General features: G+C 72.3%; 28 protein-coding genes and 1 pseudogene. 16 read left to right on the forward strand and 13 right to left on the reverse strand.

Annotated features, from left to right (window positions below):
* Positions 1-30: 30 nt before the first annotated feature.
* Positions 31-822 carry a metal-dependent hydrolase gene (locus ACFY8W_RS27620; RefSeq protein WP_391110577.1) on the reverse strand — a complete coding sequence of 264 codons (792 nt, stop codon included), beginning with the start codon at positions 820-822 and terminating at the stop codon, positions 31-33.
* Between the two features lie 155 nt (positions 823-977).
* Here ACFY8W_RS27620 and ACFY8W_RS27625 point away from each other — a divergent pair, with 155 nt between their 5' ends.
* Together ACFY8W_RS27625 and ACFY8W_RS27630 are read left to right on the forward strand one after the other, a co-directional pair.
* Entirely contained in the window at positions 978-3,491 is a 2,514-nt protein-coding gene (locus ACFY8W_RS27625; protein ID WP_391110580.1) for a DUF3516 domain-containing protein, read from the forward strand.
* Positions 3,492-3,533: 42 nt separating this feature from the next.
* A complete protein-coding gene (locus tag ACFY8W_RS27630; RefSeq protein ID WP_384419150.1) occupies positions 3,534-4,397 on the forward strand; it encodes an acyl-CoA thioesterase in 864 nt (287 codons plus the stop codon).
* A 22-nt stretch (positions 4,398-4,419) separates the two neighbouring features.
* Here the strand turns inward: ACFY8W_RS27630 and ACFY8W_RS27635 are convergent, their stop codons facing one another.
* Positions 4,420-4,641: a DUF6011 domain-containing protein gene (locus ACFY8W_RS27635; RefSeq protein ID WP_391110583.1), complete on the reverse strand. Its 222-nt coding sequence runs from the start codon at positions 4,639-4,641 to the stop codon at positions 4,420-4,422.
* 49 nt (positions 4,642-4,690) lie between these two features.
* Here ACFY8W_RS27635 and ACFY8W_RS27640 point away from each other — a divergent pair, with 49 nt between their 5' ends.
* Both ACFY8W_RS27640 and ACFY8W_RS27645 read left to right on the forward strand, forming a co-directional pair.
* Positions 4,691-5,173, forward strand: a complete 483-nt coding sequence (locus tag ACFY8W_RS27640) for a glutathione peroxidase (RefSeq protein ID WP_391110586.1) — start codon at positions 4,691-4,693, stop codon at positions 5,171-5,173.
* Positions 5,166-5,942: a putative protein N(5)-glutamine methyltransferase gene (locus tag ACFY8W_RS27645; protein ID WP_391110589.1), complete on the forward strand. Its 777-nt coding sequence runs from the start codon at positions 5,166-5,168 to the stop codon at positions 5,940-5,942. Before ACFY8W_RS27640 ends, ACFY8W_RS27645 begins: the two co-directional genes overlap by 8 nt.
* A gap of 44 nt (positions 5,943-5,986) precedes the next feature.
* Here the strand turns inward: ACFY8W_RS27645 and ACFY8W_RS27650 are convergent, their stop codons facing one another.
* Entirely contained in the window at positions 5,987-7,357 is a 1,371-nt protein-coding gene (locus tag ACFY8W_RS27650) for a cytochrome P450 (RefSeq protein WP_391110591.1), read from the reverse strand.
* Between the two features lie 148 nt (positions 7,358-7,505).
* Here ACFY8W_RS27650 and ACFY8W_RS27655 point away from each other — a divergent pair, with 148 nt between their 5' ends.
* The 4 genes and pseudogenes from ACFY8W_RS27655 to ACFY8W_RS27670 all read left to right on the forward strand — a co-directional run bounded on the left by ACFY8W_RS27655 (position 7,506) and on the right by ACFY8W_RS27670 (position 9,452).
* Complete coding sequence (locus ACFY8W_RS27655) at positions 7,506-7,985, forward strand: VOC family protein (protein ID WP_391110594.1); 480 nt, start codon at positions 7,506-7,508, stop codon at positions 7,983-7,985.
* 378 nt (positions 7,986-8,363) lie between these two features.
* A pseudogene (locus ACFY8W_RS27660) lies at positions 8,364-8,492 on the forward strand (hypothetical protein); the annotation flags it as partial.
* A 58-nt stretch (positions 8,493-8,550) separates the two neighbouring features.
* On the forward strand, positions 8,551-8,763 hold the full coding sequence (locus ACFY8W_RS27665; RefSeq protein WP_391110597.1) for a hypothetical protein: 213 nt from the start codon (positions 8,551-8,553) through the stop codon (positions 8,761-8,763).
* A gap of 173 nt (positions 8,764-8,936) precedes the next feature.
* Positions 8,937-9,452: a hypothetical protein gene (locus ACFY8W_RS27670; protein ID WP_391110600.1), complete on the forward strand. Its 516-nt coding sequence runs from the start codon at positions 8,937-8,939 to the stop codon at positions 9,450-9,452.
* 75 nt (positions 9,453-9,527) lie between these two features.
* Here ACFY8W_RS27670 and ACFY8W_RS27675 read toward each other — a convergent pair whose 3' ends face one another.
* Positions 9,528-10,754: an acyl-CoA dehydrogenase family protein gene (locus tag ACFY8W_RS27675; RefSeq protein ID WP_391110603.1), complete on the reverse strand. Its 1,227-nt coding sequence runs from the start codon at positions 10,752-10,754 to the stop codon at positions 9,528-9,530.
* 185 nt (positions 10,755-10,939) lie between these two features.
* Here ACFY8W_RS27675 and ACFY8W_RS27680 point away from each other — a divergent pair, with 185 nt between their 5' ends.
* The gene (locus ACFY8W_RS27680) at positions 10,940-11,590 is read left to right on the forward strand and encodes a TetR family transcriptional regulator (RefSeq protein ID WP_391110606.1); all 651 of its coding nucleotides are present in this window, start codon (positions 10,940-10,942) and stop codon (positions 11,588-11,590) included.
* A 271-nt stretch (positions 11,591-11,861) separates the two neighbouring features.
* Here the strand turns inward: ACFY8W_RS27680 and def are convergent, their stop codons facing one another.
* Entirely contained in the window at positions 11,862-12,422 is a 561-nt protein-coding gene (gene def / locus ACFY8W_RS27685; protein WP_391110609.1) for a peptide deformylase, read from the reverse strand.
* 114 nt (positions 12,423-12,536) lie between these two features.
* Between def and ACFY8W_RS27690 the strand changes: the two genes are divergently transcribed.
* The 5 genes from ACFY8W_RS27690 (at position 12,537) to ACFY8W_RS27710 (ending at position 17,151) form a co-directional block, all read left to right on the forward strand.
* Positions 12,537-13,778, forward strand: a complete 1,242-nt coding sequence (locus tag ACFY8W_RS27690) for a MurT ligase domain-containing protein (protein ID WP_391110612.1) — start codon at positions 12,537-12,539, stop codon at positions 13,776-13,778.
* Positions 13,779-13,809: 31 nt separating this feature from the next.
* The gene (locus ACFY8W_RS27695) at positions 13,810-14,538 is read left to right on the forward strand and encodes a type 1 glutamine amidotransferase (protein WP_391110614.1); all 729 of its coding nucleotides are present in this window, start codon (positions 13,810-13,812) and stop codon (positions 14,536-14,538) included.
* 176 nt (positions 14,539-14,714) lie between these two features.
* On the forward strand, positions 14,715-15,743 hold the full coding sequence (locus tag ACFY8W_RS27700) for an ATP-dependent 6-phosphofructokinase (protein ID WP_391110617.1): 1,029 nt from the start codon (positions 14,715-14,717) through the stop codon (positions 15,741-15,743).
* Between the two features lie 115 nt (positions 15,744-15,858).
* Positions 15,859-16,809, forward strand: coding sequence for a cytochrome c oxidase assembly protein (locus ACFY8W_RS27705; protein WP_391110620.1), 951 nt, complete (start codon positions 15,859-15,861; stop codon positions 16,807-16,809).
* A gap of 126 nt (positions 16,810-16,935) precedes the next feature.
* Complete coding sequence (locus tag ACFY8W_RS27710) at positions 16,936-17,151, forward strand: hypothetical protein (RefSeq protein WP_391111095.1); 216 nt, start codon at positions 16,936-16,938, stop codon at positions 17,149-17,151.
* 66 nt (positions 17,152-17,217) lie between these two features.
* Here ACFY8W_RS27710 and ACFY8W_RS27715 read toward each other — a convergent pair whose 3' ends face one another.
* On the reverse strand, positions 17,218-18,210 hold the full coding sequence (locus tag ACFY8W_RS27715; RefSeq protein WP_391110622.1) for a DUF3048 domain-containing protein: 993 nt from the start codon (positions 18,208-18,210) through the stop codon (positions 17,218-17,220).
* A gap of 93 nt (positions 18,211-18,303) precedes the next feature.
* Between ACFY8W_RS27715 and ACFY8W_RS27720 the strand changes: the two genes are divergently transcribed.
* Both ACFY8W_RS27720 and ACFY8W_RS27725 read left to right on the forward strand, forming a co-directional pair.
* Positions 18,304-19,017, forward strand: a complete 714-nt coding sequence (locus tag ACFY8W_RS27720) for a 1-acyl-sn-glycerol-3-phosphate acyltransferase (protein ID WP_391110624.1) — start codon at positions 18,304-18,306, stop codon at positions 19,015-19,017.
* A gap of 64 nt (positions 19,018-19,081) precedes the next feature.
* Positions 19,082-20,119, forward strand: coding sequence for an NAD-dependent epimerase/dehydratase family protein (locus ACFY8W_RS27725; RefSeq protein WP_391110627.1), 1,038 nt, complete (start codon positions 19,082-19,084; stop codon positions 20,117-20,119).
* A gap of 67 nt (positions 20,120-20,186) precedes the next feature.
* Here ACFY8W_RS27725 and ACFY8W_RS27730 read toward each other — a convergent pair whose 3' ends face one another.
* The 7 genes from ACFY8W_RS27730 to ACFY8W_RS27760 form a co-directional block, all read right to left on the reverse strand.
* The gene (locus tag ACFY8W_RS27730) at positions 20,187-21,764 is read right to left on the reverse strand and encodes an alpha/beta fold hydrolase (protein WP_391110630.1); all 1,578 of its coding nucleotides are present in this window, start codon (positions 21,762-21,764) and stop codon (positions 20,187-20,189) included.
* Positions 21,765-21,919: 155 nt separating this feature from the next.
* Positions 21,920-22,705, reverse strand: coding sequence for an urease accessory protein UreD (locus ACFY8W_RS27735; RefSeq protein ID WP_391110633.1), 786 nt, complete (start codon positions 22,703-22,705; stop codon positions 21,920-21,922).
* Positions 22,702-23,379, reverse strand: coding sequence for an urease accessory protein UreG (ureG, locus tag ACFY8W_RS27740; protein WP_391110636.1), 678 nt, complete (start codon positions 23,377-23,379; stop codon positions 22,702-22,704). Before ureG ends, ACFY8W_RS27735 begins: the two co-directional genes overlap by 4 nt.
* A 17-nt stretch (positions 23,380-23,396) precedes the next feature.
* Positions 23,397-24,059, reverse strand: a complete 663-nt coding sequence (locus tag ACFY8W_RS27745) for an urease accessory UreF family protein (protein WP_391110639.1) — start codon at positions 24,057-24,059, stop codon at positions 23,397-23,399.
* Entirely contained in the window at positions 24,059-25,780 is a 1,722-nt protein-coding gene (locus ACFY8W_RS27750) for an urease subunit alpha (RefSeq protein WP_391110642.1), read from the reverse strand. Before ACFY8W_RS27750 ends, ACFY8W_RS27745 begins: the two co-directional genes overlap by 1 nt.
* On the reverse strand, positions 25,773-26,108 hold the full coding sequence (locus ACFY8W_RS27755; RefSeq protein ID WP_391110645.1) for an urease subunit beta: 336 nt from the start codon (positions 26,106-26,108) through the stop codon (positions 25,773-25,775). Before ACFY8W_RS27755 ends, ACFY8W_RS27750 begins: the two co-directional genes overlap by 8 nt.
* 16 nt (positions 26,109-26,124) lie before the next feature.
* Positions 26,125-26,427 carry an urease subunit gamma gene (locus ACFY8W_RS27760; RefSeq protein ID WP_309549753.1) on the reverse strand — a complete coding sequence of 101 codons (303 nt, stop codon included), beginning with the start codon at positions 26,425-26,427 and terminating at the stop codon, positions 26,125-26,127.
* Between the last annotated feature and the right edge of the window lie 4 nt (positions 26,428-26,431).

Below are 26,431 nucleotides of genomic sequence, written 5' to 3' on the forward strand. Positions count from 1 at the left end.
TCCGGCGCGGCCCCTCCCCTGCGCGTACCCCTACAGGAAGCCCAGCGCCGACGCGCCGCCCACCCCGCCGAGCAGCATGAACGCCGGCATCAGGACCTTCAGCTCGACCCAGCTGCCCGCCCGGAAGCGCATGCCCTTCGGCGGCCCGATCGGGTACCAGCGCTTGCGGCCCACCGGGATGGGCCAGAGGATCGGGCAGCCCGAGACGGTCAGGGCGTCGCCGATGTCGTGGACCAGGGCGCCGAGCACGATCGGCAGGCCGAGCCACAGGTACTCCTGGCCGGGGCCGGTGAAGAGCCAGCCCGCGCCGTTGCCCGGCTGGTCCAGTACCCCGGCGAGGATCCAGGCGCTGGTCGCGCCGAGCAGCCACACCAGCACGTCGCTGGACACCCGCGCGGCCCGCCACAGCAGGCCCTCGACCGCGAGGACCAGGTGGACGAAGAGGATCGCCAGGACCGCCCAGCGCCCGCCGGTCACCGCGGCGACCGAGGCGCCGCCGCCGATCAGGACCGCCCACACCCAGGTGTGGGTGAGCGTGCGGTGGCCGCCGGACCTGCGCGGGTCGGCGGAGGAGCGGGTCGCCTTGTAGACGGCGTACGACAGTTTGTCGACGATCTCGCACAGACCCCGCGAGACCGGACCGAAGGCACGCGAGATGGTCGCCGCCTTGTGGTCGAGGTCCGGCGCCAGGGCCGCACCGGCGCAGATGAGCGCACCGACGACCAGAACCGGCCACGGCATCGGGTGGTCGAAGGCCGCGGCCGCCGCTCCGACGCCCAGCCAGGCCGCCGCTCCGGACAGCGAGTGCGCCGGTCCCATCATGGTCGTTCCCCGCCCCATTCCTCGCGCGCCGGCGCCCAGTTGACGCCCGGTCGCGCGCCGGCCGCACGGCCGGTCGACGGGCCAGCCTATCGTCCGTGATCTTCGATCCGGTGGCCGGTTCCCTCATCCGTACGGAATCCAGGCAAGATGGGGGCGTGACCCTTATCGATCAGCTGCCGCCGACCGCCGACCCCGATGCCCTCTTCGAGGCCTTCTCCTCATGGGCGGAGGACCGGGGCATCACGCTCTACCCGGCCCAGGAGGAGGCGCTGATCGAGGTGGTCTCCGGGGCCAACGTGATCCTTTCCACGCCGACCGGCTCGGGAAAGTCGCTGGTCGCGGCGGGTGCGCACTTCACTGCTCTGGCCAATGACCAGGTCACGTTCTACACGGCGCCGATCAAGGCGCTGGTGTCGGAGAAGTTCTTCGACCTGTGCAAGATCTTCGGTACCGAGAACGTCGGCATGCTCACCGGCGACGCCTCCGTGAACGCGGACGCGCCGGTCATCTGCTGCACCGCGGAGGTGCTGGCCTCGATCGCGCTGCGCGACGGCAAGGACGCCGACATCGGCCAGGTCGTGATGGACGAGTTCCACTTCTACGCGGAGCAGGACCGCGGCTGGGCCTGGCAGATCCCGATCCTGGAGCTTCCGCAGGCCCAGTTCGTCCTCATGTCGGCGACCCTCGGCGACGTGTCGATGTTCGAGCAGGACCTGACCCGGCGCACCGGCCGGCCGACCGCCGTGGTCCGCTCGGCGACCCGCCCCGTCCCGCTGTCGTACGAGTACCGGCTCACGCCGATCACCGACACCCTCACCGAGCTCCTGGAGACGAAGCAGGCGCCCGTCTACATCGTCCACTTCACGCAGGCGCAGGCCGTGGAGCGGGCGCAGTCGCTGATGAGCATCAACATGTGCTCGCGCGAGGAGAAGGACGCCATCGCCGAGATGATCGGCAACTTCCGCTTCACCACGAAGTTCGGCAAGAACCTCTCGCGTTACGTCCGGCACGGCATCGGCGTGCACCACGCGGGCATGCTGCCGAAGTACCGGCGCCTGGTGGAGAAGCTGGCGCAGGCGGGTCTCCTGAAGGTCATCTGCGGCACCGACACCCTCGGCGTCGGCGTCAACGTGCCCATCCGTACGGTGCTGTTCACGGCCCTGACCAAGTACGACGGCAACCGGGTGCGCACGCTGCGGGCCCGGGAGTTCCACCAGATCGCGGGCCGGGCCGGCCGGGCCGGCTTCGACACCGCCGGTTTCGTGGTGGCGCAGGCGCCCGAGCACGTCATCGAGAACGAGAAGGCGCTCGCCAAGGCCGGCGACGACCCGAAGAAGCGCCGCAAGGTGGTCCGCAAGAAGGCTCCCGAGGGCTTCGTCGGCTGGACCGAGAACAGCTTCGAGAAGCTGATCGCCTCCGAGCCGGAGCCGCTCACCTCGCGCTTCCGGGTCACCCACACCATGCTCCTGTCGGTCATCGCCCGGCCCGGCAACGCCTTCGACGCGATGCGCAAGCTCCTGGAGGACAACCACGAGCCGCGCAAGAACCAGCTGCGCCACATCCGCCGGGCCATCGCGATCTACCGCTCGCTGCTCGACGGCGGCGTGGTGGAACAGCTGGACACCCCGGACGCCGAGGGCCGCACGATCCGGCTGACCGTCGACCTCCAGCAGGACTTCGCGCTCAACCAGCCGCTGTCGACCTTCGCGCTCGCCGCCTTCGACCTGCTCGACCCGGAGTCGCCGTCGTACGCCCTGGACATGGTGTCGGTCGTGGAGTCCACCCTCGACGACCCGAGGCAGATCCTGGCCGCCCAGCAGAACAAGGCGCGCGGCGAGGCGGTCGGCGCGATGAAGGCCGACGGGGTCGAGTACGAGGAGCGCATGGAGCGGCTCCAGGAAATCTCGTACCCGAAGCCGCTGGAAGAGCTGCTGTGGCACGCGTACAACCTCTACCGGAAGTCCCACCCGTGGGTCGGCGACCACCCGGTGTCGCCCAAATCGGTCATCCGTGACATGTACGAACGGGCGCTGTCCTTCACGGAGTTCACCTCCTTCTACGAGCTGGCGCGGACCGAGGGCATCGTGCTGCGCTACCTCGCGAGCGCGTACAAGGCGCTCGACCACACCATCCCGGACGACCTGAAGACGGAGGACCTGGAGGACCTGATCGCCTGGCTGGGCGAGATGGTGCGGCAGGTCGACTCCTCGCTGCTCGACGAGTGGGAGCAGCTGGCGAACCCGGAGATCCAGACCGCCGAGGAGGCGCAGGAGCAGGCCGACCAGGTCAAGCCGGTCACCGCGAACGCCCGCGCGTTCCGGGTCCTGGTGCGCAACGCGATGTTCCGCCGGGTGGAGCTGGCGGCCCTGGACAACGTGGACGAGCTGGGCGAGCTCGACGCGGAGTCCGGCTGGGACGCGGACGCGTGGGGCGAGGCGATGGACGCGTACTGGGACGAGTACGACGACCTCGGTACCGGCCCGGACGCGCGCGGACCCAAGCTGCTGTCCATCGAGGAGGACCCCGAGCACGGCCTCTGGCGCGTCCGGCAGACCTTCGCCGACCCGAACGGCGACCATGACTGGGGCATCAGCGCGGAGGTGGACCTGGCGGCCTCGGACGAGGAGGGCCGGGCGGTCGTCCGCGTGACGTCGGTCGGACAGCTGTAGACCTCCGCAGATCCCTGCAGACCTCGCGAACGGAGAACGGACGTGACCAACCCCGCCGAGAGACTCGTGGACCTGCTCGATCTGGAACGGATCGAGGTGAACATCTTCCGCGGCCGCAGCCCGCAGGAGTCGCTCCAGCGGGTCTTCGGCGGGCAGGTCGCGGGCCAGGCCCTGGTGGCGGCCGGGCGGACCGTGGACGACGAGCGCCCGGTCCACTCGCTGCACGCCTACTTCCTGCGGCCGGGCCGCCCGGGCGTGCCGATCGTCTACCAGGTCGAGCGGGTGCGCGACGGGCGTTCCTTCACCACCCGGCGGGTCACGGCGGTCCAGGAGGGAAGGACGATCTTCAATCTGACGGCCTCCTTCCACCTGCCCGAGGAGGGCGCCTTCGAGCACCAGCTGCCGCCGCGGCACCTCACGGACCCGGACAGCCTGCCGAACCTCGCGGACGAGATCCGCGACCACCTCGGCGCGCTCCCGGAGGCGCTGGAGCGGATGGCCCGCCGCCAGCCCTTCGACATCCGCTACGTGGACCGGCTGCGCTGGACGAAGGAGGAGGTCACGGACGCCGACCCGCGCAGCGCGGTGTGGATGCGGGCGGTCGGACCACTGGGCGACGACCCGCTGGTGCACACCTGCGCCCTCACCTACGCCTCGGACATGACGCTGCTCGACGCCGTCCGGATCCCCGTCGAGCCGCTGTGGGGCCCGCGCGGCTTCGACATGGCGTCCCTGGACCACGCGATGTGGTTCCACCGGCCCTTCCGGGCGGACGAGTGGTTCCTGTACGACCAGGAGTCGCCGATCGCGACCGGCGGGCGCGGCCTGGCCCGCGGCCGGATCTACGACCGCGAGGGCCGGCTGCTCGTGTCGGTGGTCCAGGAGGGACTGTTCCGCAAGCTGTAGCCGCCCGGCGCGGGGACGAGCGCTAGGTACCGGGCAGCGGGTCCTGGTCGACCTCGTGGCGCCGGGTGCGGATGTCCGGGCCCGGGGGGTGGAGCTTGGCGTCGCACGCCGGGCCGAGGCCGGTGCGCCGGGACTCGGTGCCGGTGAGCGGGCGCCCGCACAGCCGGCACCACACGCGGCGCGGGCCCCCGCCCTCGTCGGCGCCCCCGGGACCGATGTCGATTGCCAGTGGTTCGTCTCCCATGCTGAGATCAAACCCCATCGGTGTGACAAGGCGTGGCAAGGAGCGTCCCATGAGCCTTTACGAGATCCCCCTGACGACCCTGACCGGCGAGCCGCTTTCGCTCGACGACTTCCGTGACCGGGCCGTTCTGGTCGTGAACGTGGCCTCGAAGTGCGGTCTCACCCCGCAGTACGAGGGCCTGGAGCAGCTGCAGAAGGAGTACGGCGAGCGCGGCTTCACGGTGCTCGGCGTGCCGTGCAACCAGTTCGCGGGCCAGGAGCCGGGCAGCGCGGAGGAGATCCGTACCTTCTGCTCGACGACGTACGGCGTGTCCTTCCCGCTCCTGGAGAAGATCGACGTCAACGGCGCCGGCCGGCACCCGCTGTACGCGGAGCTGACCAAGGTGGCGGACGCCGAGGGCGAGGCCGGCGACGTCCAGTGGAACTTCGAGAAGTTCCTGATCGGCCGGGACGGTGCGGTCACCCGGTTCCGCCCGCGCACCGAGCCGCAGGCCCCGGAGCTCGTCGCGGCGATCGAGGCACAGCTTGTCTGAGCTGACGGAGCCGGACCCGGTGGCGCGGCTGCGGGCCGCGGGCTGCGTCTTCGCCGAGGAGGAGGCCGAGCTGCTGCGGGCGGCCGCGACCGGTCCGGCCGAGCTCGACGCGATGATCGGGCGGCGGGCGGCCGGGCTCCCGCTGGAACACGTCGTGGGCTGGGCGGAGTTCGCCGGGCTGCGGATCGAGGTCGACGGCGGGGTGTTCGTGCCGCGGCGGCGCACCGAGTTCCTGGTCGGCCGGGCGGTCGCGCTGGCCCGCCCGGGCGCCGTCTGCGTCGACCTGTGCTGCGGCTCGGGCGCGGCGGGCGCGGTGCTGCTCGCCTCGGTCCCGGACGCCGAGGTGCACGCCTCCGACATCGAGCCGGCCGCGGTGCGCTGCGCCCGCCGCAACATCGAGCCGCGCGGCGGCCGGGTGTACGAGGGCGACCTGTTCGAGCCGCTGCCGGGCACGCTGCGCGGCCGGATCGAGGTGCTGGTCGCGAACGTGCCGTACGTGCCGACCGAGGACGTAGCCCTGCTGCCGCCCGAGGCACGCGAGCACGAGCCGCTGGTGGCCCTGGACGGCGGCGCGGACGGCCTCGACGTGCTGCGCCGGGTCGCGGCCGAGGCGGCGCGGTGGCTGGCCCCCGGGGGCCGCCTCCTGGTGGAGACCAGCGAACGCCAGGCCGGCCTGGCCGTGGCGGCGGTCACCGCGCACGGCCTGACGGCCGAGATCCTGGAGGACGAGGAGCTGTACGCCACGGTTTTGGTGGCGACCCGCCCGTAGCCGGAGCCCTCGCCGGGCGGAGGAGGCTCCGGCCGGGAGGGGCCTCAGGCGTTGCGCGCCTTCAGCCGGCAGCGGGCCGGGCCGAGGGCCTGCAGGGTGATCGCGGAGGCCAGCGGCACGTGGGTGTCGATCGCCTCCAGCTCGTAGTCCCGGAGGATCATCGCCAGCGCGATCACCGACTCCAGCATGGAGAAGTGCTGCCCGATACAGGCGCGCGGGCCGCCGCCGAACGGGAAGTAGGCGTAGCGCGGGCGCTCGGCCTCGCGTTCGGGCAGGAAGCGGTCCGGGTCGAAGCGCTCCGGGTCGTCCCAGTAGCGGGGGTGGCGGTGGGTCACCCACGGGGAGACGATCACGTCCGCGCCGGCCGGGATCAGGTGCCCGCCGATCTCGACGGCGTCGACGGCCCGGCGCCCGATCGCCGGTGCCGCCGGGAACAGTCGCATGGCCTCCTTGAGGACCTGCGTGAGGTACGGCAGCTCGTCGAGGTCGGCGGCGCCGGGCGTGCGGCCGGCCAGGACGCGGTCCAGCTCCTCGTGGGCCAGCCGCTGCTGCTCGGGGTGACGGGCGAGGAGATGGAGGGCGAAACCGAGCGAGGTGGCGGTCGTCTCGTGGCCCGCGAGCAGGAACACCAGGACCTGCTCGCGCAGTTCGGCCGGGTCGAAGCCGTCGCCCTCGTCGCCCGCGGCCACCAGGAGGGTCAGCAGGTCCCGCCCCTGGTCGGCGTCCGCGCCGGCCGCGCGCCGCTCGGCGATGATCCGGTCGCACACGGCGTACAGCTCCTCGTGCGCGACGGCCGCCCGCCGGTTGCCGGGCAGCGGCCAGGAACGCGGGGGCTTGCGCGGCGAGTAGCCGCGCCGGGAGACGTAGTCGCCGAGCACCGGGAAGCAGCGCTCGACGATGCCGACGGCGGCGTCGACGTCGGTGCCGAAGAGGATGCGGGCGACGGCGCGCAGCGCGAGTCCGGTCATCTCGTGGACGACGTCGACGGTACCGCCGCCCGCGGCGCGCCAGCCGTCGGTGAGCCGGGTGACCTCGTCGGCGACGGCGGAGGCGTAGGTGTCGACGCTGCGTCGGGTGAACAGCGGCTGGACGAGCCGCCGTTGGCGCAGGTAGTCGCCGTCCTGGCTGGTCAGCAGGCCGTTGCCGAAGGACTCGCGGATCTCCTGGTAGAAGGCGTTGTCCTTGCGGAAGTTGGCGGCCTCTCCGGCGAGCACCTGCTGGGCCCCCTCGGCGGAGAACACGCAGTGGACGGTGGCACGGAACCCGGGCGGTCCGGCGGTGATCCGGACGACGTCCCCGTGGTCGCGCCGGGCCTTGAGGAAGGTGCCGAGCGAGTCGTTCTTCAGGTCGAGCAGCGAGCCGAGCAGCGGGAGTCCGGTGAGCTCGGGTATCGCCGGAGCGGTGGTGGTCGCCATCGTGCTGTTCCCCCTCGTGAGCGTCGGTGGCGCGGTCGATTCTGCCGCACGCGGTGACCGGCCGGTAGGCGGCGTGTCGGGCGGCCGCGGGCCGTTGTCGGGCGCCGTCGCCGGGCCGTTGTCAGTGGTGTCTGGGAGGCTGTGGCGCATGGACGGACGTGCGGAGGGGCCCGAGATGATCCTGCAGCTCACGATCGACTGCGCAGAGCCGCAGCGCCTCGTCGTCTTCTGGGCGGAGGCCTTGCGGTACGTGCCGGAGCCGCCGCCGGAGGGCCATGCCGACTGGCAGACGTACTGGCGGTCGATCGGCGTGCCCGAGGAGGAGCTGGGCGACGACGCCGGCCTGCTCCCCGAGTCGATCGTGGACCCGAAGGGCACCGGGCCCCGGGTCTGGTTCCAGCAGGTGCCGGAGCCGAAGACGGTCAAGAACCGGCTCCACCTGGACCTGAAGGTCGGCGGCGGCCGGACGGTGCCGCTCGCCGAGCGCCGCTCGCGGGTGGACGGCGAGGTGGCCCGGCTGACGGCGCTCGGCGCGTCCGTGCTGTACGCGATGGACGAGCCCGACGGGATGGACTACTACGCGGTGGTGCTCCAGGACCCGGAGGGCAACGAGTTCTGCGTGGTGTGAGCCCGTCCGTCCGGCGGTCACGGCGTGCCCGCCGGACGGCGGAGCATCGCGATCCAGCAGGCGGTGCGGTCCAGGCCGCGCATGAGGTGCGGCCACGACCGGGGGAAGCCGCAGGTGACACGGCTGCACGGGGAGCGGCCGGGGCTGCCGGATCGGCATGCCGGAGGGGGCACGGCGCGAGCCGGTTCGACGTCGAGGCGGCCCCTCGAGAAGCACGGCCGACATCCCGCACCTGAGCCGGCCAACGGAAGCGAGTAGGCGCTGCATCCGATCCGGTACGGCCGACGGTAGACACGACAGAGCCCCCGCTTATGCACGTCGGCTGAGCGGGGGCTCGTCTACGCGGCTACGGGCGCCACGGTTCGCCTACGCGCCGGCGGCCAGCCAACGGCCGACAGCGTCCGCCTCGGCGACTGCCGCCCGGTCGGCCACCACACCCGGACCCTCACCGCGACGAAGCCCCTCCAAACCGTCACCAGCGACGGCCTGGGCGCCTGCGGGATCTGCCGGCCCGCAACTCAGAACTCGGCGTGCTCGACAGCTGGCTTCGACGCACCCTGGAGGCATGTCCGCCCCGATAGTCGTCCACCGACCCAGCCCCTCCGGCGGCCGGCGCGTCACAGCTCTCGACGACCGGATCCTCGGCCTCGCCCACAGCGACAGGGACGTCGTGGAATTCCTGCGCCGCGCCGGCCTCGACGACGCGGAGCACCTCCTCGACGACCCGCGATGGGTCGAGTGGAGGGGTGGCCACGCCCACGAGTACGAGGCGGCTTAGGGCGCCCGCTTCCGGACCGGCTTCTTCGCCGGAGCCTTCTTCGCAGCGGTCTTCTTCGCAGGGGCCAGGGGTCGAGCCTCGCCCCGGCCGGCCCGTCTGGGCATCGGCCACTTCCTGTCACGGATCGGTTACTCCGGCGATCCCTCCGTGAAGGCTCTGCGAAGATCCGCTGCATGTCTTCTGACGAGGCGATCATTCCGCCGGCCCCCGAGCACTCCCCCACAGCCGGCCCCAAGCCGCCCCGACCGGTCCGTGCGTGGCTGCTCGGCGGTCTGGTCGGTGCCGTCATCGGAGCCGGAGGTGTGGGCGGCGCCTGGGTCTTATCCGGATCCGGCGAGCCCGAGGTCGAGACCTTCGAGCTCACCGGAACGATGACCCTGGTCGGCGGGAGGGACGAGATCGGACACACAGGAAGCACGCCATGCCGTGGCCTCGGCGGCTACGACGACATCGGCATGGGCGCCTCCGTCACTGTCTACGACGCCACCGGGACCGCAGTGGCCACCGGCGCCCTGGGCGTCCCGACCTTCGACGACAGCGGCTACACGTGGTCTTGCGAGTTCCCCGTCTCAGTCACCGATGTGCCGACGGGCAGCGCGATCTACCAGGTCGAGGTGACCCACCGAGGAAAGATCTCCCTGAAGGCCGCCGAAGCCAAGGAAGGCAGGTTCTCGGCTTCGCTCAGCTAGTCCGTGGACCACTTGCCGCCGGACGGTACGACGGCGGCCGCCTCCCCGCCATGGGCGTCCTGCTGGTACTTCCCGCTATCGGATCGGCATGCCGGAGAGGGTGCGGGCGATCACCAGGCGCTGGATCTCGCTGGTGCCCTCGAAGATCGTGTAGATCGCGGCATCGCGGTGCATCCGCTCGACCGGGTACTCCCGGGTGTAGCCGTTGCCGCCGAGGATCTGGATGGCCTGGGCGGTGACCTTCTTGGCGACCTCGCTCGCGTACAGCTTGGACATCGAGCCCTCGGCGGAGGTGAAGGGCTTGCCGGCGGTCGCCATCCAGGAGGCGCGCCAGACGAGCAGCCGGGCCGCGTCGATCTGGGTGCGCATGTCGGCGAGCTGGAAGGCGACGCCCTGGTTGTCGATGATCGGGCGGCCGAACTGCTCGCGGGTCTTCGCGTAGTCGAGGGCGACCTCGTACGCGGCGCGGGCGGTGCCGACGGCCATGGCGCCGACGGCGGGGCGGGAGGCCTCGAAGGTGGCCATGGCGGCGTTCTTCACGCGCTCACCGCCGTTCCTGGCGCGCTCCCGGGCGCGGGCGAGGCGCTCGTCGAGCTTCTCCTTGCCTCCGAGGAGGCAGTGGCCGGGGACGCGGACGTCCTCCAGGACGACCTCGGCGGTGTGCGAGGCGCGGATGCCGTGCTTCTGGAACTTCTGGCCCTGGGAGAGGCCGGGCGTGTTCGGCGGCACGATGAAGGAGGCGTGGCCCTTGGAGCCGAGCTCGGGGTCGACGACGGCGACGACGACGTGGACGTTGGCGATGCCGCCGTTGGTCGCCCAGGTCTTGGTGCCGTTGATCACCCACTCGTCCTTGGCCTCGTCGTAGACGGCGCGGGTACGCATGGAGGCAACGTCGGAGCCGGCGTCGGGCTCGGAGGAGCAGAAGGCGGCGACCTTGACGTCGTCGGCGTCGCCGTACATCTGCGGGACCCAGGTGCCGATCTGTTCCTCGGTACCGTTGGCGAGGACGCCGACGGCGGCGAGACCGGTGCCGACGATGGACAGCGCGATGCCCGCGTCGCCCCAGAAGAGCTCCTCCATGGCCATCGGGATGCCGAGGCCGGTCGGGTCGAAGAACTGCTGGGCGTAGAAGTCGAGGGAGTAGATTCCGAGCTTGGCGGCTTCCTGGATGATCGGCCAGGGGGTCTCCTCACGCTCGTCCCACTCGGCGGCCGCGGGGCGCATCACGTCGGCGGCGAAGCCGTGGAGCCAGTCGCGCACCTGCTTCTGGTCGTCGTTGAGCTCGAGCGTGAACTCGGCCATGGTCCCTCCCAGCGGTATGTTACTTGCGGTAACAGCAGTCTGTTACCGGCGGGTAGAGGCTGTCAACCAGCAACGGAACGCTTCCTGGCACAGCCCGCCGGACGACGGCCGGACGGCACCGGGTGCCGTCCGGGTGTTACGTTGCGACAGCCTCAGGAATTTCGTACGGGCGGGGAGACACGCTTATGGACACCACACACCGGACCACCTCCGACCAGCAGAAGCCGGCAGACCAACGGCGCCGCGAACTGCTGGAGGCGGCGGACCGCGTGGTGCTCCGCGACGGCCCCAAGGCCTCCATGAACGCGATCGCCGCCGAGGCCGGGATCACCAAGCCGATCCTCTACCGCCACTTCGGCGACAAGGGCGGCCTCTACCGGGCGCTCGCCACCCGCCACACCGACGCCCTGCTCTCGGCGCTGCGGGCCGCGCTCGACGCGCCCGCGGACCGGCGCCGGCGGGTCGAGGCGACCCTCGACACGTATCTGGCCTCCATCGAGGCCATGCCGCAGGTGTACCGCTTCCTCATGCACCCGGCCGAGGAGTCGCACCAGTCCGAGCAGGGCTTCGACGTCGGCCGGCACTCCGCGCCGCTGCTGCGGCGCATGGGCGAGGAGCTGGGCCAGGTCATCGCCGAACGCATCGACCTCGGCCCCGGCGGCGAGGCCCAGGCCCGCATCTGGGGCCACGGCATCGTCGGCATGATGCACGCGGCGGGCGACTGGTGGCTGGGCGAACGCCCCTGCTCCCGGCAGGAGTTGGTGCACGCCCTCGCGGACGTCCTGTGGGGCCGCCTGGCACAGGCGCAGGACCGCCCGGACGGCCCGGGCTTCTGACCGGACCCCGCGGCCGGACTTCCGGCTCGACCGGGCCCTCAGGAGCCGGGCCACGGGGAGCCGGAGGCCCCGGAGCCGGAGGCCCCCGAGCCGGGTCCCCAGGAGCCGGACCATCAGGATCCGGGCCCCGGAGCCGGGGTCCGGGGGCGAAGCCCGCGGATCAGGCCTGCAGCGTCCTCAGGAGCGGGTCCCCAGGAGCCGGACCCTCAGGAGTCAGACCCTTAGGAGCCGGCCCCCCGGAGCCGGCACCCCGGAGGGCGAAGCCCGCCGGTCAGCCCCGCAGCGCCCCCACCCCGCTCCCCCACGGCTCCTTGCGGATCGCCCGCAGCAGGCGTCGCCGACCCCAGCCCGTGACGTGGTCCGCGTACACCCCGCCCTCCAGGTGATCGCACTCGTGCTGGAGGCAGCGGGCGAAGAAGCCCGTGCCCTCGACGCGGACCGGGGTCCCGTCGAGGCGGACGCCCTCGACGACCGCCCGGTCGAAGCGCGGGGTCGGCGCTTCCAGGCCCGGAAGGGACAGACAGCCCTCCGGGCCGCGGATCACGTCGCCGTCGGCCTCGACCAGGCGCGGGTTCACCACGTGGCCCAGGTGCCGGACGTCCTCGTCGTCCGGGCAGTCGTAGACGAAGACCCGCAGCCCCGTGCCCACCTGGTTCGCTGCGAGGCCCACGCCGTTCGCCGCGTACATCGTCGCGAACATGTCCTCGACGAGCCGGGCGAGGCCGGGGCCGAAGTCGGTGACGGTCTCGCAGGGGGTGTGCAGCACGGGGTCGCCGAGCAGGGTCATCGCTCGGACGTGGCCGGAACTGCCGGGGATCGGGCGGTTTCGCATGGTCGCAAGGGTACGTTCAGGGGTCAGGATGCCCCGGTGGCGGTGCCGCGGTTCGGGCTGCTGGCCGGATCTCGATAGGCTGAGCCCGGACCGACGCAAGGAGGAACAAGGACGATGTCAGGCAGCAACTCGGAGCCGCTGTCCGCGCGCGCCAAGCTGGCCGTGACGGCGGGCAAGGCCGCCGCGGCCGTGTCGCGGGCGGCAGGGCGCGGCAGCGGATCGGTGATCGGCGGCCGGGTGGCGCTCAAGCTCGACCCCGATCTGCTGGGCGCGCTCGCGCAGCACCTGGACGTCGTGCTCGTGTCGGCGACCAACGGCAAGACCACCACGACCCGGCTGATCGCCGAGGCCCTGCGGGCCAGCGGCCCGGTCGTGTCGAACGCGCTCGGCGCCAACATGCCGGCCGGCATCACCTCCGCCCTCGCCGGCGGCTCGGACGCGAAGTTCGGTGTGATCGAGGTCGACGAGAAGTACCTGGCCGGCGTCGCGCGGGACACGACCCCCAAGGCGATCGCCCTGCTCAACCTCTCCCGCGACCAGCTCGACCGCGCCGCCGAGACGCGGATGCTGGCCGAGAAGTGGCGGGAGGGCCTCAACGGCAGCAAGGCCGTCATCATCGCCAACGCGGACGACCCGCTGATCGTCTGGGCCGCCTCCTCCTCCCCCAACGTCGTCTGGGTCGCCGTCGGCCAGGAGTGGAAGGACGACGCCTGGTCCTGCCCCGCCTGCGGCGGTGTGCTGCAGCGCCCGGGCGACGACTGGTTCTGCGGCGAGTGCGGCTTCCGCCGCCCCGCGCCGAGCTGGGCGCTCAACGGCGACCACGTCCTCGACCCGCACGGCTCGGCCTGGCCGATCCACCTGCAGCTGCCCGGCCGCGCCAACAAGGCGAACGCCGCCACCTCCGCCGCGGTCGCCGCGGTCTTCGGGGTGCCGCCGCAGGTCGCCCTGGAGCGCATGTACCAGGTGCAGGCCGTCGCCGGCCGCTACGACGTGGTCTCCTTCCAGGGCCGCGACCTGCGACTGCTGCTCGCGAAGAACCCGGCCGGCTGGCTCGAAACGTTTTCCCTCATCGACCAGCCGCCGACGCCGGTGATCCTCTCCGTCAACGCGCGCGGCGCCGACGGCACCGACACCTCGTGGCTGTGGGACGTGGACTACGGCCGGCTCGCCGGCCACCCGATCATGGTGATCGGCGACCGCAAGCTGGACCTCGCGGTCCGGCTCGAGGTCGCGGGCGTGGACTTCCGGGTGTGCGAGACGCTGGACGAGGCCGTCACGGTGTCCCCGCCGGGGCAGATCGAGCTGATCGCCAACTACACCGCGTTCCAGGACGTCCGCCGCCGCGTGGGCAACTGACCCCGACACGACTCGCAGAAGGACGTGCAGCATGAGTGACAGCAGCCTGCGTGTGGTCTGGGTCTACCCGGACCTGCTCAGCACCTACGGCGACCAGGGCAACGTCCTCGTCGTCGAGCGCCGCGCCCAGCAGCGCGGACTCAGCGTCGAGCGCCTCGACGTGCGCAGCGACCAGCCGGTCCCGACCTCCGGCGACATCTACCTGATCGGCGGCGGCGAGGACCGGCCGCAGCGGCTCGCGGCCGAGCGGCTGCTCCGCGACGGCGGTCTGAGCCGGGCGGCGGCCAACGGCGCGATCATCTTCTCGGTGTGCGCCGGCTACCAGATCCTGGGCCACGAGTTCGTCAACGACGTCGGCGAGCGCCAGCCCGGCCTCGGCCTGCTCGACGTGACCACGGTCCGCGGCGAGGGCGCCCGCTGCGTCGGCGACGTGCTCGCCGACATCGACCCGCAGCTGGGCCTCCCCCAGCTGACGGGCTTCGAGAACCACCAGGGCGTCACCCACCTCGGCCCGACCGCCCGGGCGTTCGCGCGGACCGTGTTCGGCAACGGCAACGGCACGGGCGACGGCACCGAGGGCGCGTACAACGACACCGTCTTCGGCACGTACATGCACGGCCCGGTGATGGCGCGGAACCCGCAGATCGCGGACCTGCTCCTGAAGCTGGCGCTCGACGTCAACGCGCTGCCGCCGACGGACGACCGCTGGTACGAGGCGCTGCGCGCCGAGCGCATCGCGGCCGCCACGCAGCCCGCCTGACGGCCCGGCAGACTGCACGTCTGAGCGTGCCGACGCACATGGGATTCGTCAGTGAATACGGTGTCCAATCTGCGGACATTCGGTTCGGCCCCGCCACTCGGCACCGATAGGGTGGCGGGGATCCAGCCGGACGACGTGGTCCGGGAGTCGGCCCACGTTGCAAAGGTTTTTGGGCTATGCGCATTGGTGTGCTCACCTCCGGCGGAGACTGTCCCGGTCTGAACGCCGTCATCCGGTCCGTCGTGCACCGCGCCGTCGTCGACCACGGTGACGAGGTCATCGGCTTCCTCGACGGCTGGAAGGGCCTCCTGGAGGCGGACTACCGGAAGCTGGACCTCGACGCGGTGGGCGGCATCCTCGCCCGCGGCGGCACCATCCTCGGCTCCTCCCGGGTCCAGCCGGCGCACCTCGTCGACGGTGTCGAGCGCGCCAGGGGCCATGTCGCCGAACTCGGCCTCGACGCGATCATCCCGATCGGCGGCGAGGGCACGCTGAAGGCGGCGAACCTGCTCTCCGAGGCCGGGCTGCCGATCGTCGGCGTCCCGAAGACCATCGACAACGACATCGCCTCCACCGACGTCACCTTCGGCTTCGACACGGCCGTGACGGTGGCGACCGAGGCCCTCGACCGGCTGAAGACCACCGCCGAGTCGCACCAGCGCGTGCTGATCGTCGAGGTCATGGGCCGGCACACCGGCTGGATCGCGCTGCACTCCGGCATGGCGGCCGGCGCGCACGCCATCGTGGTGCCCGAGCGGCCCTTCGACATCGACGAGCTGACCGCCCGGGTCGGCGCCCGCTTCGAGGACGGCAAGCGCTTCGCGATCGTCGTGGTCGCCGAGGGCGCGAAGCCCCGCGAGGACGGCTCGATGGACTTCAAGACCGCCGGCACCGACATCTACGGCCACGAGCGCTTCACCGGCGTGGCCAACCAGCTGTCCGTCGAACTGGAGCGGCGCCTCGGCAAGGAGGCCCGCCCGGTGATCCTCGGCCACGTCCAGCGCGGCGGCACCCCGACCGCGTACGACCGCGTCCTCGCGACCCGCTTCGGCTGGCACGCGGTGGAGGCGGTGCACCGCGGCGAGTTCGGCATGCTGACGGCGCTGCGCGGCACGGACATCGAACTGGTCCCGCTGGCGAAGGCGGTGGAGACCCTGAAGACGGTCCCGGCGGAGCGCTACGCCGAGGCGGAGAACGTGCTCTGAGCAGCCTCCCGCGCGGTGGTCCCGCGCCACGAACCGCCCCCGGTCGCGATCGCGACCGGGGGCGGTTCTAGTCTGGTGCGGACAACAAGCACGAATCGGGCTCCAGGAGTAATGCATGGATCACAGCGGGCACGGCATGACGATGGATCTGCCGCCGTTCACGCTGGGGCGGGCCCTGGAGTTCTCCCCCGACCTGTTCTTCCTCTTCGGCTGTCTCGCCGCGCTCGGCCTGTACGGCTGGGGCGTGGCGCGGCTGCGGAGGCGCGGGGACGCCTGGCCGGTGAGCCGGACGGTGTTCTTCACCGTGGGCGTGCTGAGCATCGCGCTCGTGATGTGCACCGGGCTCAACGACTACGGCATGGTCATGTTCAGCGTGCACATGGTGCAGCACATGGTGATCTCCATGTTGTCGCCGATCCTGCTGCTGCTCGGCGCGCCGGTGACGCTGGCGCTGCGGGCGCTCCCGGTGGCCGGGCGCGGTTCGCTCGGCCCGCGCGAGCTGTTGCTCAAGCTGCTGCACAGCCGGTACATGCGGATCGTCACGCACCCGGCGTTCACGATCTCCATGTTCATCGCGAGCCTCTACGCGCTGTACTTCACGCCGCTCTTCGACTTCCTGATGGAGTCGAAGACGGGTCACGTCGCGATGATGGTGCACTTCCTCATGGTGGGCGTGGTCTTCTTCTGGCCGATCATGGGCGTCGACCCGGGCCCGCACCGGCCGGGCTACGTGATGCGGATGCTGGAGCTGTTCGCGGGCATGCCGTTCCACGCCTTCTTCGGCATCGCGATGATGATGGCGACCGAGCCGCTGGTGGAGGTGTACGCGAACCCGCCGGCCTCGCTCGGCATCGACGCGCTCTCGGACCAGAACGCGGCGGGCGGCATCGCCTGGGCGTTCAGCGAGATCCCGTCCGTGCTGGTGCTGATCGCGCTGGTCTACCAGTGGTACCACTCCGAGCAGCGGCAGGCGGTCCGCAAGGACCGGGCCGCGGACCGGGACGGCGACAAGGAGCTGGAGGCGTACAACGCGTACCTGGCCTCGCTCCAGGCCCGCGGCCGGTAGGGCCCGACCGGCGGATCGGGGTCGCGCAGCCGCTGACCCTCCGTACCGGCGCACGACCGGTGCGTCGCAGGTCTGGCGCGCGCCCCTCCTCCGGGGTCACGATGGGGCGGGGAGGAGGGCGGAGCGATGATGTCCGGTCCCACGAAGACGATGGGTGCGATCACCTTCGCGGCCCTGGTGCTGATCACCACGTACACGGTGGCGCTCGGCAGCAGCGGCTGGCTCTGGTTCGGCTGGGTGGTGCTCGGTGTGGCCACCATCGGGATGGCCGCCGCCGACGCGGGCGAACCGCACCTGCGGCCACCCCGGCCCCGGCACAACCGCCCCAAACCCCAGCCGTAGACCGTTTGCCTTTCGGATCACACCGCGGACCCGGCCAAGCTCCGGAAGGGACCGCCCTGGGGGCCCTCACGTCCCCGTGAGCAGCACCCACACCTGGCCGGGCGCGAAGTTCAGCGGCGCTCCCGCAGGGGTGGTGAAAGTGGTGCCGGAGTTCGCGTCGGGCCGGTTCCAGCGGGCCTCGTGGACCTTTCCGTCCCGCAGCACCTGCGCGCTGCCCGAGCCGGTGGTGACGGTGTACGGGGAGACGGCGCCCAGGAAGTCGTGGAAGCGCGAGGCCTTCACGGTGACGTGCTGCACGACGACGGTGGCCGGCTTCAGCGGCCCGTCGGGGCGGCCGTCCATGGCGACCCGCCAGGCGTGCTCGGCGGGCGCCCAGGTGAAGGTGTAGCGGGTGGCGGGGAAGCGGACCGTGCGGCTGTTGACGGGGGTGCCGTCGGCGGGGGCCGGTCCGAAGCGGAAGCCGATGTCCTTGGCGTGGGTGGCGTCCGGCGCGGTGGCGAGCGCGCGGCCGGGCCGCAGGTACAGGTTGTGCGGGGCGGCTCGGCCGGGATCACGTACGAAGGCGACGGGGTTGCCGCCTTCGGTGACCAGGTGCAGCGGGGCGGCCTCGAGCAGCGGGGTGAGCGCGCTCTGGGCGCCGGAGTAGGCGAGGACGGGCCTGCCGAACTGCCGCAGCAGGTCGATATCGGACTCGCGGGCGCTGCGCACCGGCCCCACCCGGTCGGGGACCTTCGAGGCGTAGACCGCCATGAGCCGGGTCTGGCCGGACTCGACCTGCTCGACGTAGACGAGGTCGGCGTCGGCGAGCCCGGTGTGCGGGCGGGCCGGCGGCACGTTGTCGATCTTGACGGCGAGCACGGGACCGGGGCGTGCGGCCAGGCCGGTGAACGGGGAGACGCCGCCGGAGGGCGAGGTGGCGGGCGGGGGCTTGGTCGGCGTCTGCGTGGGCTCCGACGGGCCCGAGCCGGAGCAGCCGTACAGACCGGCGGCCGTCACGGCGCACACCAGTGCGGCGGTGGCGGCTGCGCCGGGACGCCCGTGCCCGCGCGCGCCTGTCATCGGTCGGCTCCCTCCCCACCAGTGGACCACGGGCGCGGCCTTGGTTACAAAGGGCTTGCACGGGGCTTGTCGGGCGATGGACGGGGGTTGCCGGTGTTCTACTACGTACTGAAGTACGTGCTGATCGGTCCGCTGCTGAAGCTGCTGTTCCGGCCGCGGGTGGAGGGTCTGGAGCACGTCCCGGAGGAGGGTGCGGCGATCGTCGCCGGCAACCACCTGTCGTTCTCCGACCACTTCCTGATGCCGGTGGTGCTGAGCCGGCGGATCACCTTCCTGGCGAAGCAGGAGTACTTCACCGGTCCGGGTCTGAAGGGCCGGCTGACGGCGGCGTTCTTCCGCAGCGCGGGCCAGATCCCGGTGGACCGTTCGGGCAAGGAGGCGGGGCAGGCGGCGATCCGCGAGGGCCTCGGGGTGCTCGCCAAGGACGAGCTGCTGGGCATCTACCCGGAGGGCACGCGGTCGCACGACGGGCGGCTGTACAAGGGCAAGGTGGGCGTGGCGGTGATGGCGCTCACGGCCGGGGTGAAGGTGGTGCCGTGCGCGATGCTCGGCACCTTCGAGATCCAGCCGCCGGGCCGGGTGCTGCCGCGGATCCGGCGGGTCACCATCCGCTTCGGCGAGCCGCTGGATTTCTCCCGGTACGCGGGGATGGCGGGCGAGAAGGCCGCGGTCCGCGCGGTCACGGACGAGATCATGTACGCGATCATGTCGCTGTCCGGGCAGGAGTACGTGGACGAGTACGCGGCGAAGGTGAAGGCGGCTGGGACCGCGCGAGGGCCGGAGAAGTTCCCGGAGGCGGAACGCTGACGGCGAATCCGCGCACGGCGAAAGCTCCTGGGCCGCCCGGCTCCGGGCCCGTAGCGTCCTGGCCATGACCAAGGGAAACGCGTTCGTGCTGGGAGCGACGGGACAGATCGGACGGGCGGCCGTGCAGGCGCTCGTCGCGGACGGCTGGGAGGTGACCGCCGCCTCGCGCAGGGGCGGCCGGGACGAGCGGTGGCCGGCGGAGGTCCGGTCCGTCGCGGTGGACCGAGACGAGGAAGGGGCGCTGTCGGCGGCGCTCGGCGGGGGCACGGACGTCCTGGTGGACGTCGTGGCGTACGACGCCGGGCACGGGCGCCAGCTGACGGGAATGGCGGACCGGATCGGTTCGGCGGTGGTGATCTCCAGCGGTGCGGTCTACGAGGACGACAAGGGGCGGAACTTCGACACGCAGGACGAGCCCGACGGCTTCCCGGTGTACCCGCTGCCGATCCCGGAGACCTGGCGGACGGTCGCGCCGAGCGACTTCTCGTACGGCACCCGCAAGGTGGCCCTGGAGCTGGAGCTCCTGAAGGCGGGCGAGAAGCTGCCGACCACCGTGCTGCGGGCGGCGGCCGTGCACGGCCCGTACAGCCCGGGTCCGCGCGAACTGTGGTTCGTGAAGCGGGCGCTGGACGGGCGTCCGGTGCGGATCCTGGCGGAGGGCGGCCGGTCCGTCTTCCACCCGGTGCACGTCGACAACCTGGCGGAGCTGATCCGGCTGGCCGCCGCCAAGCCGGGCAGTCGCGTGCTGAACGGCGCCGACCCGGAGGCGCCGACGGTCGCCGAGATCGGTGCGGCGATCGACGCGGCGATGGGCGTGACCAGCGAGACGATCCTGTTCGACGGGCCGCCCGGGAAGGACATGGTCGGCTACACGCCGTGGACGACGCCGCATCCCATGGTGGTCGACATGTCGGCGGCGGAGCGGGAGCTGGGCTACCGGGCCGTGGTGAGCTACGCGGAGTCGCTGCCCGGCACGATCGAGTTCCTGGCGTCGGCGGTGGCCGAGCGGGACTGGCGGGAGGCGTTCCCGGGTCTGGTGAAGTACGGCGTGGACTTCTTCGACTACGCGGCCGAGGACGCCTGGCTGGCCGCGCGCGGCTGACCGGGACGGACGACGCGCGGAGGGGCGGTCGCCGGCCGGCGACCGCCCCTCCTCCGTGGTGCGGGTGTTACGGCTTGGGCGTGGCGTGCGGCTCGCACGTCACGTCCTGGGCGTCCACCTCGCCGGTGAGCAGGTAGGTCTCGACCCTCGGGTTGATGCAGGGGTTCACCAGGCCGGTGACGCCGTGCGAGCCGGCGTTCTTCTCGGTGATCAGACGCGAGCCCTTGAAGCGCTTGTGCAGCTCGACGGCGCCGGAGTACGGCGTCGCCGCGTCACGCTCGGCCTGGACGATGAGCACGGGCGGCAGGCCCTTGCCGGTCTTCACCTCGGTCGGCCGCTGGCGCGGCGCGGACCAGGTGGCGCACGGCAGGTTCATCCAGGCGTTGGACCAGGTCATGAACGGGTACTGCTCGTGCAGCCGGGAGTTGTCCCGGTCCCACTTCTTCCAGCTGGTCGGCCACGGCGCGTCGGCGCACTCGACGGCGGTGTAGACGGCGTTGCCGTTCTCCGCGGCGATGTTGCCGGCCGTGTCGGTGAGGTCCGCGGCGGCCGCGTCGATCAGCGGCTGCGGGTCACCCGCGGCGTAGGCGCTCCAGGCCTCCGCCACCGGGACCCACATGGAGTCGTAGTACGGGGCGTTCTGGAAGAAGGCGATGAGCTCGGCGGGGCCGACCTTGCCGCCGAGCGGCTCCTTCTTGGCGGCGGCGCGCAGGGTCGTCCACTGCTGCCGGACCTCGTCGTAGGTCTTGCCGAGGTGGAACGCGTCGTCGTGCTGGGCGACCCAGGTCATCCAGTCCTTGAGGCGGCCCTCGAAGGCGATGTCCTGGTTGAGGTTGGCCCCGTACCAGATCTCCTTGCGGGACGGGTCGACCACGCTGTCGACGACCATGCGGCGCACGTGGTCCGGGTACAGCGTGCCGTAGACGGCGCCGAGGTAGGTGCCGTAGGAGACGCCGACGAAGTTGAGCTTCTTCTCGCCGAGCGCGGCCCGGATGACGTCGAGGTCACGGGCGGTGTTGCGGGTGGTCATGTACGGCAGCATGTCGCCGCTCTTCTCGGCGCAGCCCTTGGCGTACTCGGCCGCCAGCTTGCGCTGGGCGAGCTTGTCCGCCTCGCTGTCCGGGACCGGGTCGAGCTTGGGGCCCTTGACGAACTCGGTCGGGTCGACGCAGGAGATGGGCGCCGAGTGGCCGACGCCGCGCGGGTCGAAGCCGACGAAGTCGTAGGCCTTGGCGGTGTTCGCCCAGATCTTGTTCTTGGTGGTGACCCGGCGCGGGAAGCGCATGCCGGAGCCGCCGGGGCCGCCCGGGTTGTAGAGCAGCGCGCCCTGGCGCTCGGCCGGGGTGCCGGTGGCGCCGATGCGGTCGACGGCGATCTTGATCTGCTTGCCGTCGGGCTTGGCGTAGTCGACCGGGACGGTGACCCAGCCGCACTGGATGGGCTTCTCCAGGCCCCAGTCGGCGGGGCAGTCCTGCCAGTCGATGCCGGCCTTCGCGGCGCGGGCGGCGGCGACGGAGGCGCCGCGCGCCTCGTCGTCGGCGCCGTGGCGGCCATGGGCGGCGGCGGTCGGTGTGGCCAGGGCGCCGGCTATGAGCGTGGCCGTGACGAGCGTGCCGGCCGAGCCGAACGCGGCTGTACGTCGCAAGTGGTTCCTCCCCCTGAAAAGCGCCACCCCCGTGGCAGCGCCGTGGTCGTGGGTGTCCGGGGGATCCTTTCGTCAATGGGGCCGGGGGAGAAAGGGCGTACACGTGTTCTTTGCCGAACCGATAACCGGTGAACGGTGTGCCGCTGAGCGGAACCTCACGGGCCGCCGGTGAGCAGGCCGAACGCCTCGTCGAGGGCCCGCCGCAGGGCGAGGGCGTCGGGGGCGACGGCGGTCACGAGGGCGGCGGGTCCGGCGAGCGGGACGAGCACCGCGTGCTCGCCGATCAGCCTGGTTTCCACCGGTTTGTCCGCGAAGTGCGGGTCGACCACCAAAAGTTGCCCGGTCGCACGGTGACCGGCGAGGACCGCCGGCCCGTCCCAGCCTCCGGGGGCGCCGGGGCCGTGGCCGAGTTCCTGGTCCAGCAGCGGGCGACCGGCACGGCGCACGGTGAGCCGGCCGGTGAGGGTTCCGGGCTCCTCGGCGTGGCGGCCGAGGACCTGTTCCTCACGGAGCACGAGCCGTGCGGTGGGCGCGAGTTCGACGGTGGTGCGCGTCCGCAGCGTGGATCCGGCGGCGCAGACCAGCTGTTCGGGCAGCCAGCGCAGCTCGGCGTCCGCGCCGACGGCGAGACGGACCTCGTACGAGGCCGGTGCGCCGTCGGGGCCGGGCAGGGCGACGGTGGCGGCGGCCGAGTCGACGAGCAGCCTGGTCCCGTCCCGTACCTCGGCCTCCAGGGCGAGCCGGTCACCGCCGAGCGGGGCGCTCATGGCGCCGACGACGGTGACCCGGGTGTACGGGCCGGTGGCGCGGGTGCGGCGCAGGGCGAACGGCCCGGCGCTCTCCAGGACCGGGAGCGAACCGCCGGGGCCCGCGACGATCCGGGCGGTGGCGGTGAGGCTGCGGCGGCCCGGCGCCGCCGGGGCCGGGGCCGGGAGGCTCATGCGGCCCATGCGACGAGCCGGGCGCGGACCCAGTCGGCCACGGGACCGACGCCCTGCTCCGAGCGCAGCGAGGTGAAGGCGACGGGCAGCTCGCCGCGCTGCTCCTTGGCGTCGCGCGCCATCCGCTCCAGGTCGGAGCCGACGTACGGGGCGAGGTCGGTCTTGTTGACGACGAGCAGGTCGGCGGTGGTGACGCCGGGGCCGCCCTTGCGCGGGATGTCGTCGCCGCCGGCGACGTCGATGACGAAGATCTGGGCGTCGACGAGGCCCCGGGAGAAGGTGGCGGTGAGGTTGTCGCCGCCGGACTCGACGAGGACGAGGTCGAGCGGACCGACCGCGTCCTCCAGCTCCTCGACGGCTTCGAGGTTGGCGGAGATGTCGTCGCGGATCGCCGTGTGCGGGCAGGCGCCGGTCTCGACGGCCTGGATCCGCTCGGGCGGCAGGACGGCCTCGCGGAGCAGGAACTCGGCGTCCTCGCGGGTGTAGATGTCGTTGGTGACGACGGCCAGGGAGAACGTGTCGCGCAGCGCGCGGCAGAGGGCGGCGACGGTGGCGGTCTTGCCGGAGCCGACCGGGCCGCCGAGTCCGATGCGCAGCGCGCGCCGGCTTCCGTCGGGCCGGTGGGCGTCGGCGGAGACGGCACCGTGGTGGGTGTGGGCGTGGTCGAGGTGCATGGGCGGGCTCCAGGTTCTCAGGAAGCGAAGAGGCGGACGGGCCAGGCCGCGTGCTGTTCGGCGGTGAGGTCGAGCATCGGCGCGGAGGCGGCGGGCAGGGCGTCGACGCCCTCCCGGGCGGCCGTGGCGGCGCGTTCGGCGACCCGGTCCATCTCGGGCGCGAGGCGGGCGAGGACGGCGGTGGCCTGGTAGGGGTCGAGGCCGAGGAGACGTACGGCCGCGGTCGCCGGGCCGCCGACCGTCTCGTACGCGACACAGTGCGCGGCGTCCTCGGCGCCGAGCCCGGCGGCCCGGGCGGCGGCGCCGAGGACCACCGCCTGGTGGGCGCCGCGCGGGAACGCGGCGGCCAGCGCGTCGAGTTCCGGGCTCGGCCAGGCGGCGCGGGCGGCCCGCATCAGCTGGCGGCCGAGTCTGCGGGCGGCGGCGCGCAGGGCCGGCGAGGGGGTGCGGGCGTCGGCCGCCGCGTCGAGCTCGTACGGGTCGAGTCCGTACGCGGCGCCGGCGGCGAGCGCGGCCGAGCTGAGGCCGGTGGTGTGCAGCCGGCCCCGGCAGAAGGCCTCCAGGCCGGCGGCGTCCTTGATGCGGCCGGCCTTGACGGCGGCCTCGGCGCCGCCGGAGTGGGCGTGCCCGCCGGCGGGGAACCGCCCGTCGGCGAGCACCAGAAGGGCAGCGCGCGTCATCAGAAGAGGAAGTAACGCTGGGCCATGGGCAGTTCGGTGGCGGGGGCCGGTTCGACCGGTTCGCCGTCGATGGTCACCGAGAAGGTGTCGGCGTCGACCTCGACCCGCGGCAGGGCGTCGTTCTCGCGCATGTCGGCCTTGGTGATCCGCCGGGTGGAACCGATGGCGGTGAACTCCTTGTGCAGGCCGAGCCTGTGCGGCAGGTCGTCCTCGATCGCCGCCTCGGCGACGAAGTTGACGGAGCCGGCCGCGGCGGCCCGCCCGAGCGCGCCGAACATCGGCCGGGGCAGCACGGGTTGGGGCGTGGGGATGGAGGCGTTGGCGTCGCCCATCTGCGCGTAGGCGATCTGGCCGCCCTTGAGGACGACGAGCGGCTTGACGCCGAAGAAGGCGGGCTCCCACAGCACCAGGTCGGCGAGCTTGCCGGGTTCGACGGAGCCGATGAGGTGGCCCATGCCCTGGGCGATTGCCGGGTTGATCGTGTACTTGGCGACGTAGCGCCGGACGCGGTGGTTGTCGGCCGTCCCGTCGCCGGGCAGGGCGCCGCGCCGCTTCTTCATGACGTGGGCGGTCTGCCAGGTGCGCATGATCACCTCGCCGATCCGTCCCATCGCCTGGGAGTCGGAGGAGATGATCGAGATGGCGCCGAGGTCGTGGAGCACGTCCTCGGCGGCGATGGTCGAGGGCCGGATGCGGGACTCGGCGAAGGCGAGGTCCTCGGGGACGGCCGGGTTGAGGTGGTGGCAGACCATCAGCATGTCGAGGTGTTCCTCGATGGTGTTGACAGTGTGCGGCCGGGTCGGGTTGGTCGAGCTGGGCAGCACGTGCGGCTCGGAGACCACGCTGATGATGTCCGGCGCGTGCCCGCCGCCCGCTCCCTCGGTGTGGTACGCGTGGATGGTGCGGCCGGCGACGGCGGCGAGGGTGTCGCCGACGAAGCCCGCCTCGTTGAGGGTGTCCGTGTGGATGGCGAGCTGGGCGCCGGTCTCCTCGCAGACGCTCAGACAGGCGTCGATGACGGCCGGGGTGGCCCCCCAGTCCTCGTGGATCTTGAAGCCGAGGGCCCCGCCGCGCAGCTGGGAGTGCATGGCCTCCCGGGACATGGTGTTGCCCTTGCCGAGCAGGCCGATGTTGACCGGGAAGGTGTCCAGGGCCTCGAACATCCGGGCCATGTGCCAGGGGCCGGGCGTGATGGTGGTGGCCTTGGTGCCCTCGGCGGGTCCGGTGCCGCCGCCGACGAGGGTGGTCACACCGGTGGCGAGGGCCTGTTCGACGACGGTCGGCGAGATGAAGTGGACATGGGCGTCCACGGCTCCGGCGGTGAGGATCCGGCCGTTTCCGACGATGACCTCGGTCTCGGGGCCGATGACCAGGTCGGGATGGACCCCGTCCATGGTGTCGGGGTTGCCGGCCTTGCCCAGCGCGGTGATCCGGCCGTCGCGGATGCCGACGTCCGCCTTGACGATCCCCCAGTGGTCGATGACCACGGCGCCGGTGATCACGGTGTCGGGGGCGCCCTCGGCGCGGGTGGTGCGGGCCTGGCCCATCGACTCCCGGATGACCTTGCCGCCGCCGAACACGGCCTCCTCGCCGGCGCGCCCGGGGCCGCCGGAGCGGTCCTCCTCGATCTCGACGAGCAGATCGGTGTCGGCGAGCCGGACGCGGTCGCCGGTGGTGGGGCCGAACAGGTCGGCGTAGACGGCGCGGTGCAGCTCAGGCACGGTCGCCTCCGTTCTGGTCCGTGTCGAGCGGGCCGGCGGTCTCGCCGCGCAGACCGGGCACGATCCGGCGGCCGGCGACCGGCACCAGCTCGACCTCGACGGGGATGCCGGGCTCGAAGCGCACGGCGGTGCCGGCGGCGATGTTCAGACGCAGTCCGCGGGCGGCGGCGCGGTCGAAGTCGAGGCCGGGGTTGGCCTCGGCGAAGTGGTAGTGCGAGCCGACCTGGACGGGCCGGTCGGCGGCGTTGAGGACGGTGAGGCGGGTGACGGGGCTGCCCTCGTTGAGGGCGACGGGCCCGTCACCGTAAAGGATCTCTCCGGGAATCATCGGTGACGGCCCGCTTTCACACGATCGGGTCATGGACGGTGACGAGTTTGGTCCCGTCCGGGAAGGTGGCCTCGACCTGGACGTCGTGGATCATCTCGGGGATGCCGTCCATGACCTCGTCGCGGGTCAGCACCTTGCGGCCGGAGGCCATCAGCTCGGCGACGGTGCGGCCGTCGCGGGCGCCTTCCAGGACGTGGGAGGTGATCAGGGCGACGGCCTCGGGGTGGTTGAGCCGCACTCCGCGGGCCCGGCGCTTCTCGGCCACGTCGGCCGCGACATGAATGAGCAGACGTTCCTGCTCATGGGGGCTCAGTTGCACGCTT

It is taken from the genome of Streptomyces sp. NPDC012637 (genome assembly GCF_042954805.1).
Classification (GTDB): Bacteria; Actinomycetota; Actinomycetes; order Streptomycetales; family Streptomycetaceae; genus Streptomyces.

Coding starts and splice junctions, on each gene's coding strand:
- ACFY8W_RS27620 (WP_391110577.1), bottom strand. CDS start 822: ATGATGGGACCGGCGCACTCGCTGTCCGGAGCGGCGGCCTGGCTGGGC.
- ACFY8W_RS27635 (WP_391110583.1), bottom strand. CDS start 4,641: ATGGGAGACGAACCACTGGCAATCGACATCGGTCCCGGGGGCGCCGAC.
- ACFY8W_RS27640 (WP_391110586.1), top strand. CDS start 4,691: ATGAGCCTTTACGAGATCCCCCTGACGACCCTGACCGGCGAGCCGCTT.
- ACFY8W_RS27650 (WP_391110591.1), bottom strand. CDS start 7,357: ATGGCGACCACCACCGCTCCGGCGATACCCGAGCTCACCGGACTCCCG.
- ACFY8W_RS27655 (WP_391110594.1), top strand. CDS start 7,506: ATGGACGGACGTGCGGAGGGGCCCGAGATGATCCTGCAGCTCACGATC.
- ACFY8W_RS27665 (WP_391110597.1), top strand. CDS start 8,551: ATGTCCGCCCCGATAGTCGTCCACCGACCCAGCCCCTCCGGCGGCCGG.
- ACFY8W_RS27670 (WP_391110600.1), top strand. CDS start 8,937: ATGTCTTCTGACGAGGCGATCATTCCGCCGGCCCCCGAGCACTCCCCC.
- ACFY8W_RS27675 (WP_391110603.1), bottom strand. CDS start 10,754: ATGGCCGAGTTCACGCTCGAGCTCAACGACGACCAGAAGCAGGTGCGC.
- ACFY8W_RS27680 (WP_391110606.1), top strand. CDS start 10,940: ATGGACACCACACACCGGACCACCTCCGACCAGCAGAAGCCGGCAGAC.
- def (WP_391110609.1), bottom strand. CDS start 12,422: ATGCGAAACCGCCCGATCCCCGGCAGTTCCGGCCACGTCCGAGCGATG.
- ACFY8W_RS27690 (WP_391110612.1), top strand. CDS start 12,537: ATGTCAGGCAGCAACTCGGAGCCGCTGTCCGCGCGCGCCAAGCTGGCC.
- ACFY8W_RS27695 (WP_391110614.1), top strand. CDS start 13,810: ATGAGTGACAGCAGCCTGCGTGTGGTCTGGGTCTACCCGGACCTGCTC.
- ACFY8W_RS27700 (WP_391110617.1), top strand. CDS start 14,715: ATGCGCATTGGTGTGCTCACCTCCGGCGGAGACTGTCCCGGTCTGAAC.
- ACFY8W_RS27705 (WP_391110620.1), top strand. CDS start 15,859: ATGGATCACAGCGGGCACGGCATGACGATGGATCTGCCGCCGTTCACG.
- ACFY8W_RS27710 (WP_391111095.1), top strand. CDS start 16,936: ATGATGTCCGGTCCCACGAAGACGATGGGTGCGATCACCTTCGCGGCC.
- ACFY8W_RS27715 (WP_391110622.1), bottom strand. CDS start 18,210: ATGACAGGCGCGCGCGGGCACGGGCGTCCCGGCGCAGCCGCCACCGCC.
- ACFY8W_RS27725 (WP_391110627.1), top strand. CDS start 19,082: ATGACCAAGGGAAACGCGTTCGTGCTGGGAGCGACGGGACAGATCGGA.
- ACFY8W_RS27735 (WP_391110633.1), bottom strand. CDS start 22,705: ATGAGCCTCCCGGCCCCGGCCCCGGCGGCGCCGGGCCGCCGCAGCCTC.
- ureG (WP_391110636.1), bottom strand. CDS start 23,379: ATGCACCTCGACCACGCCCACACCCACCACGGTGCCGTCTCCGCCGAC.
- ACFY8W_RS27745 (WP_391110639.1), bottom strand. CDS start 24,059: ATGACGCGCGCTGCCCTTCTGGTGCTCGCCGACGGGCGGTTCCCCGCC.
- ACFY8W_RS27755 (WP_391110645.1), bottom strand. CDS start 26,108: ATGATTCCCGGAGAGATCCTTTACGGTGACGGGCCCGTCGCCCTCAAC.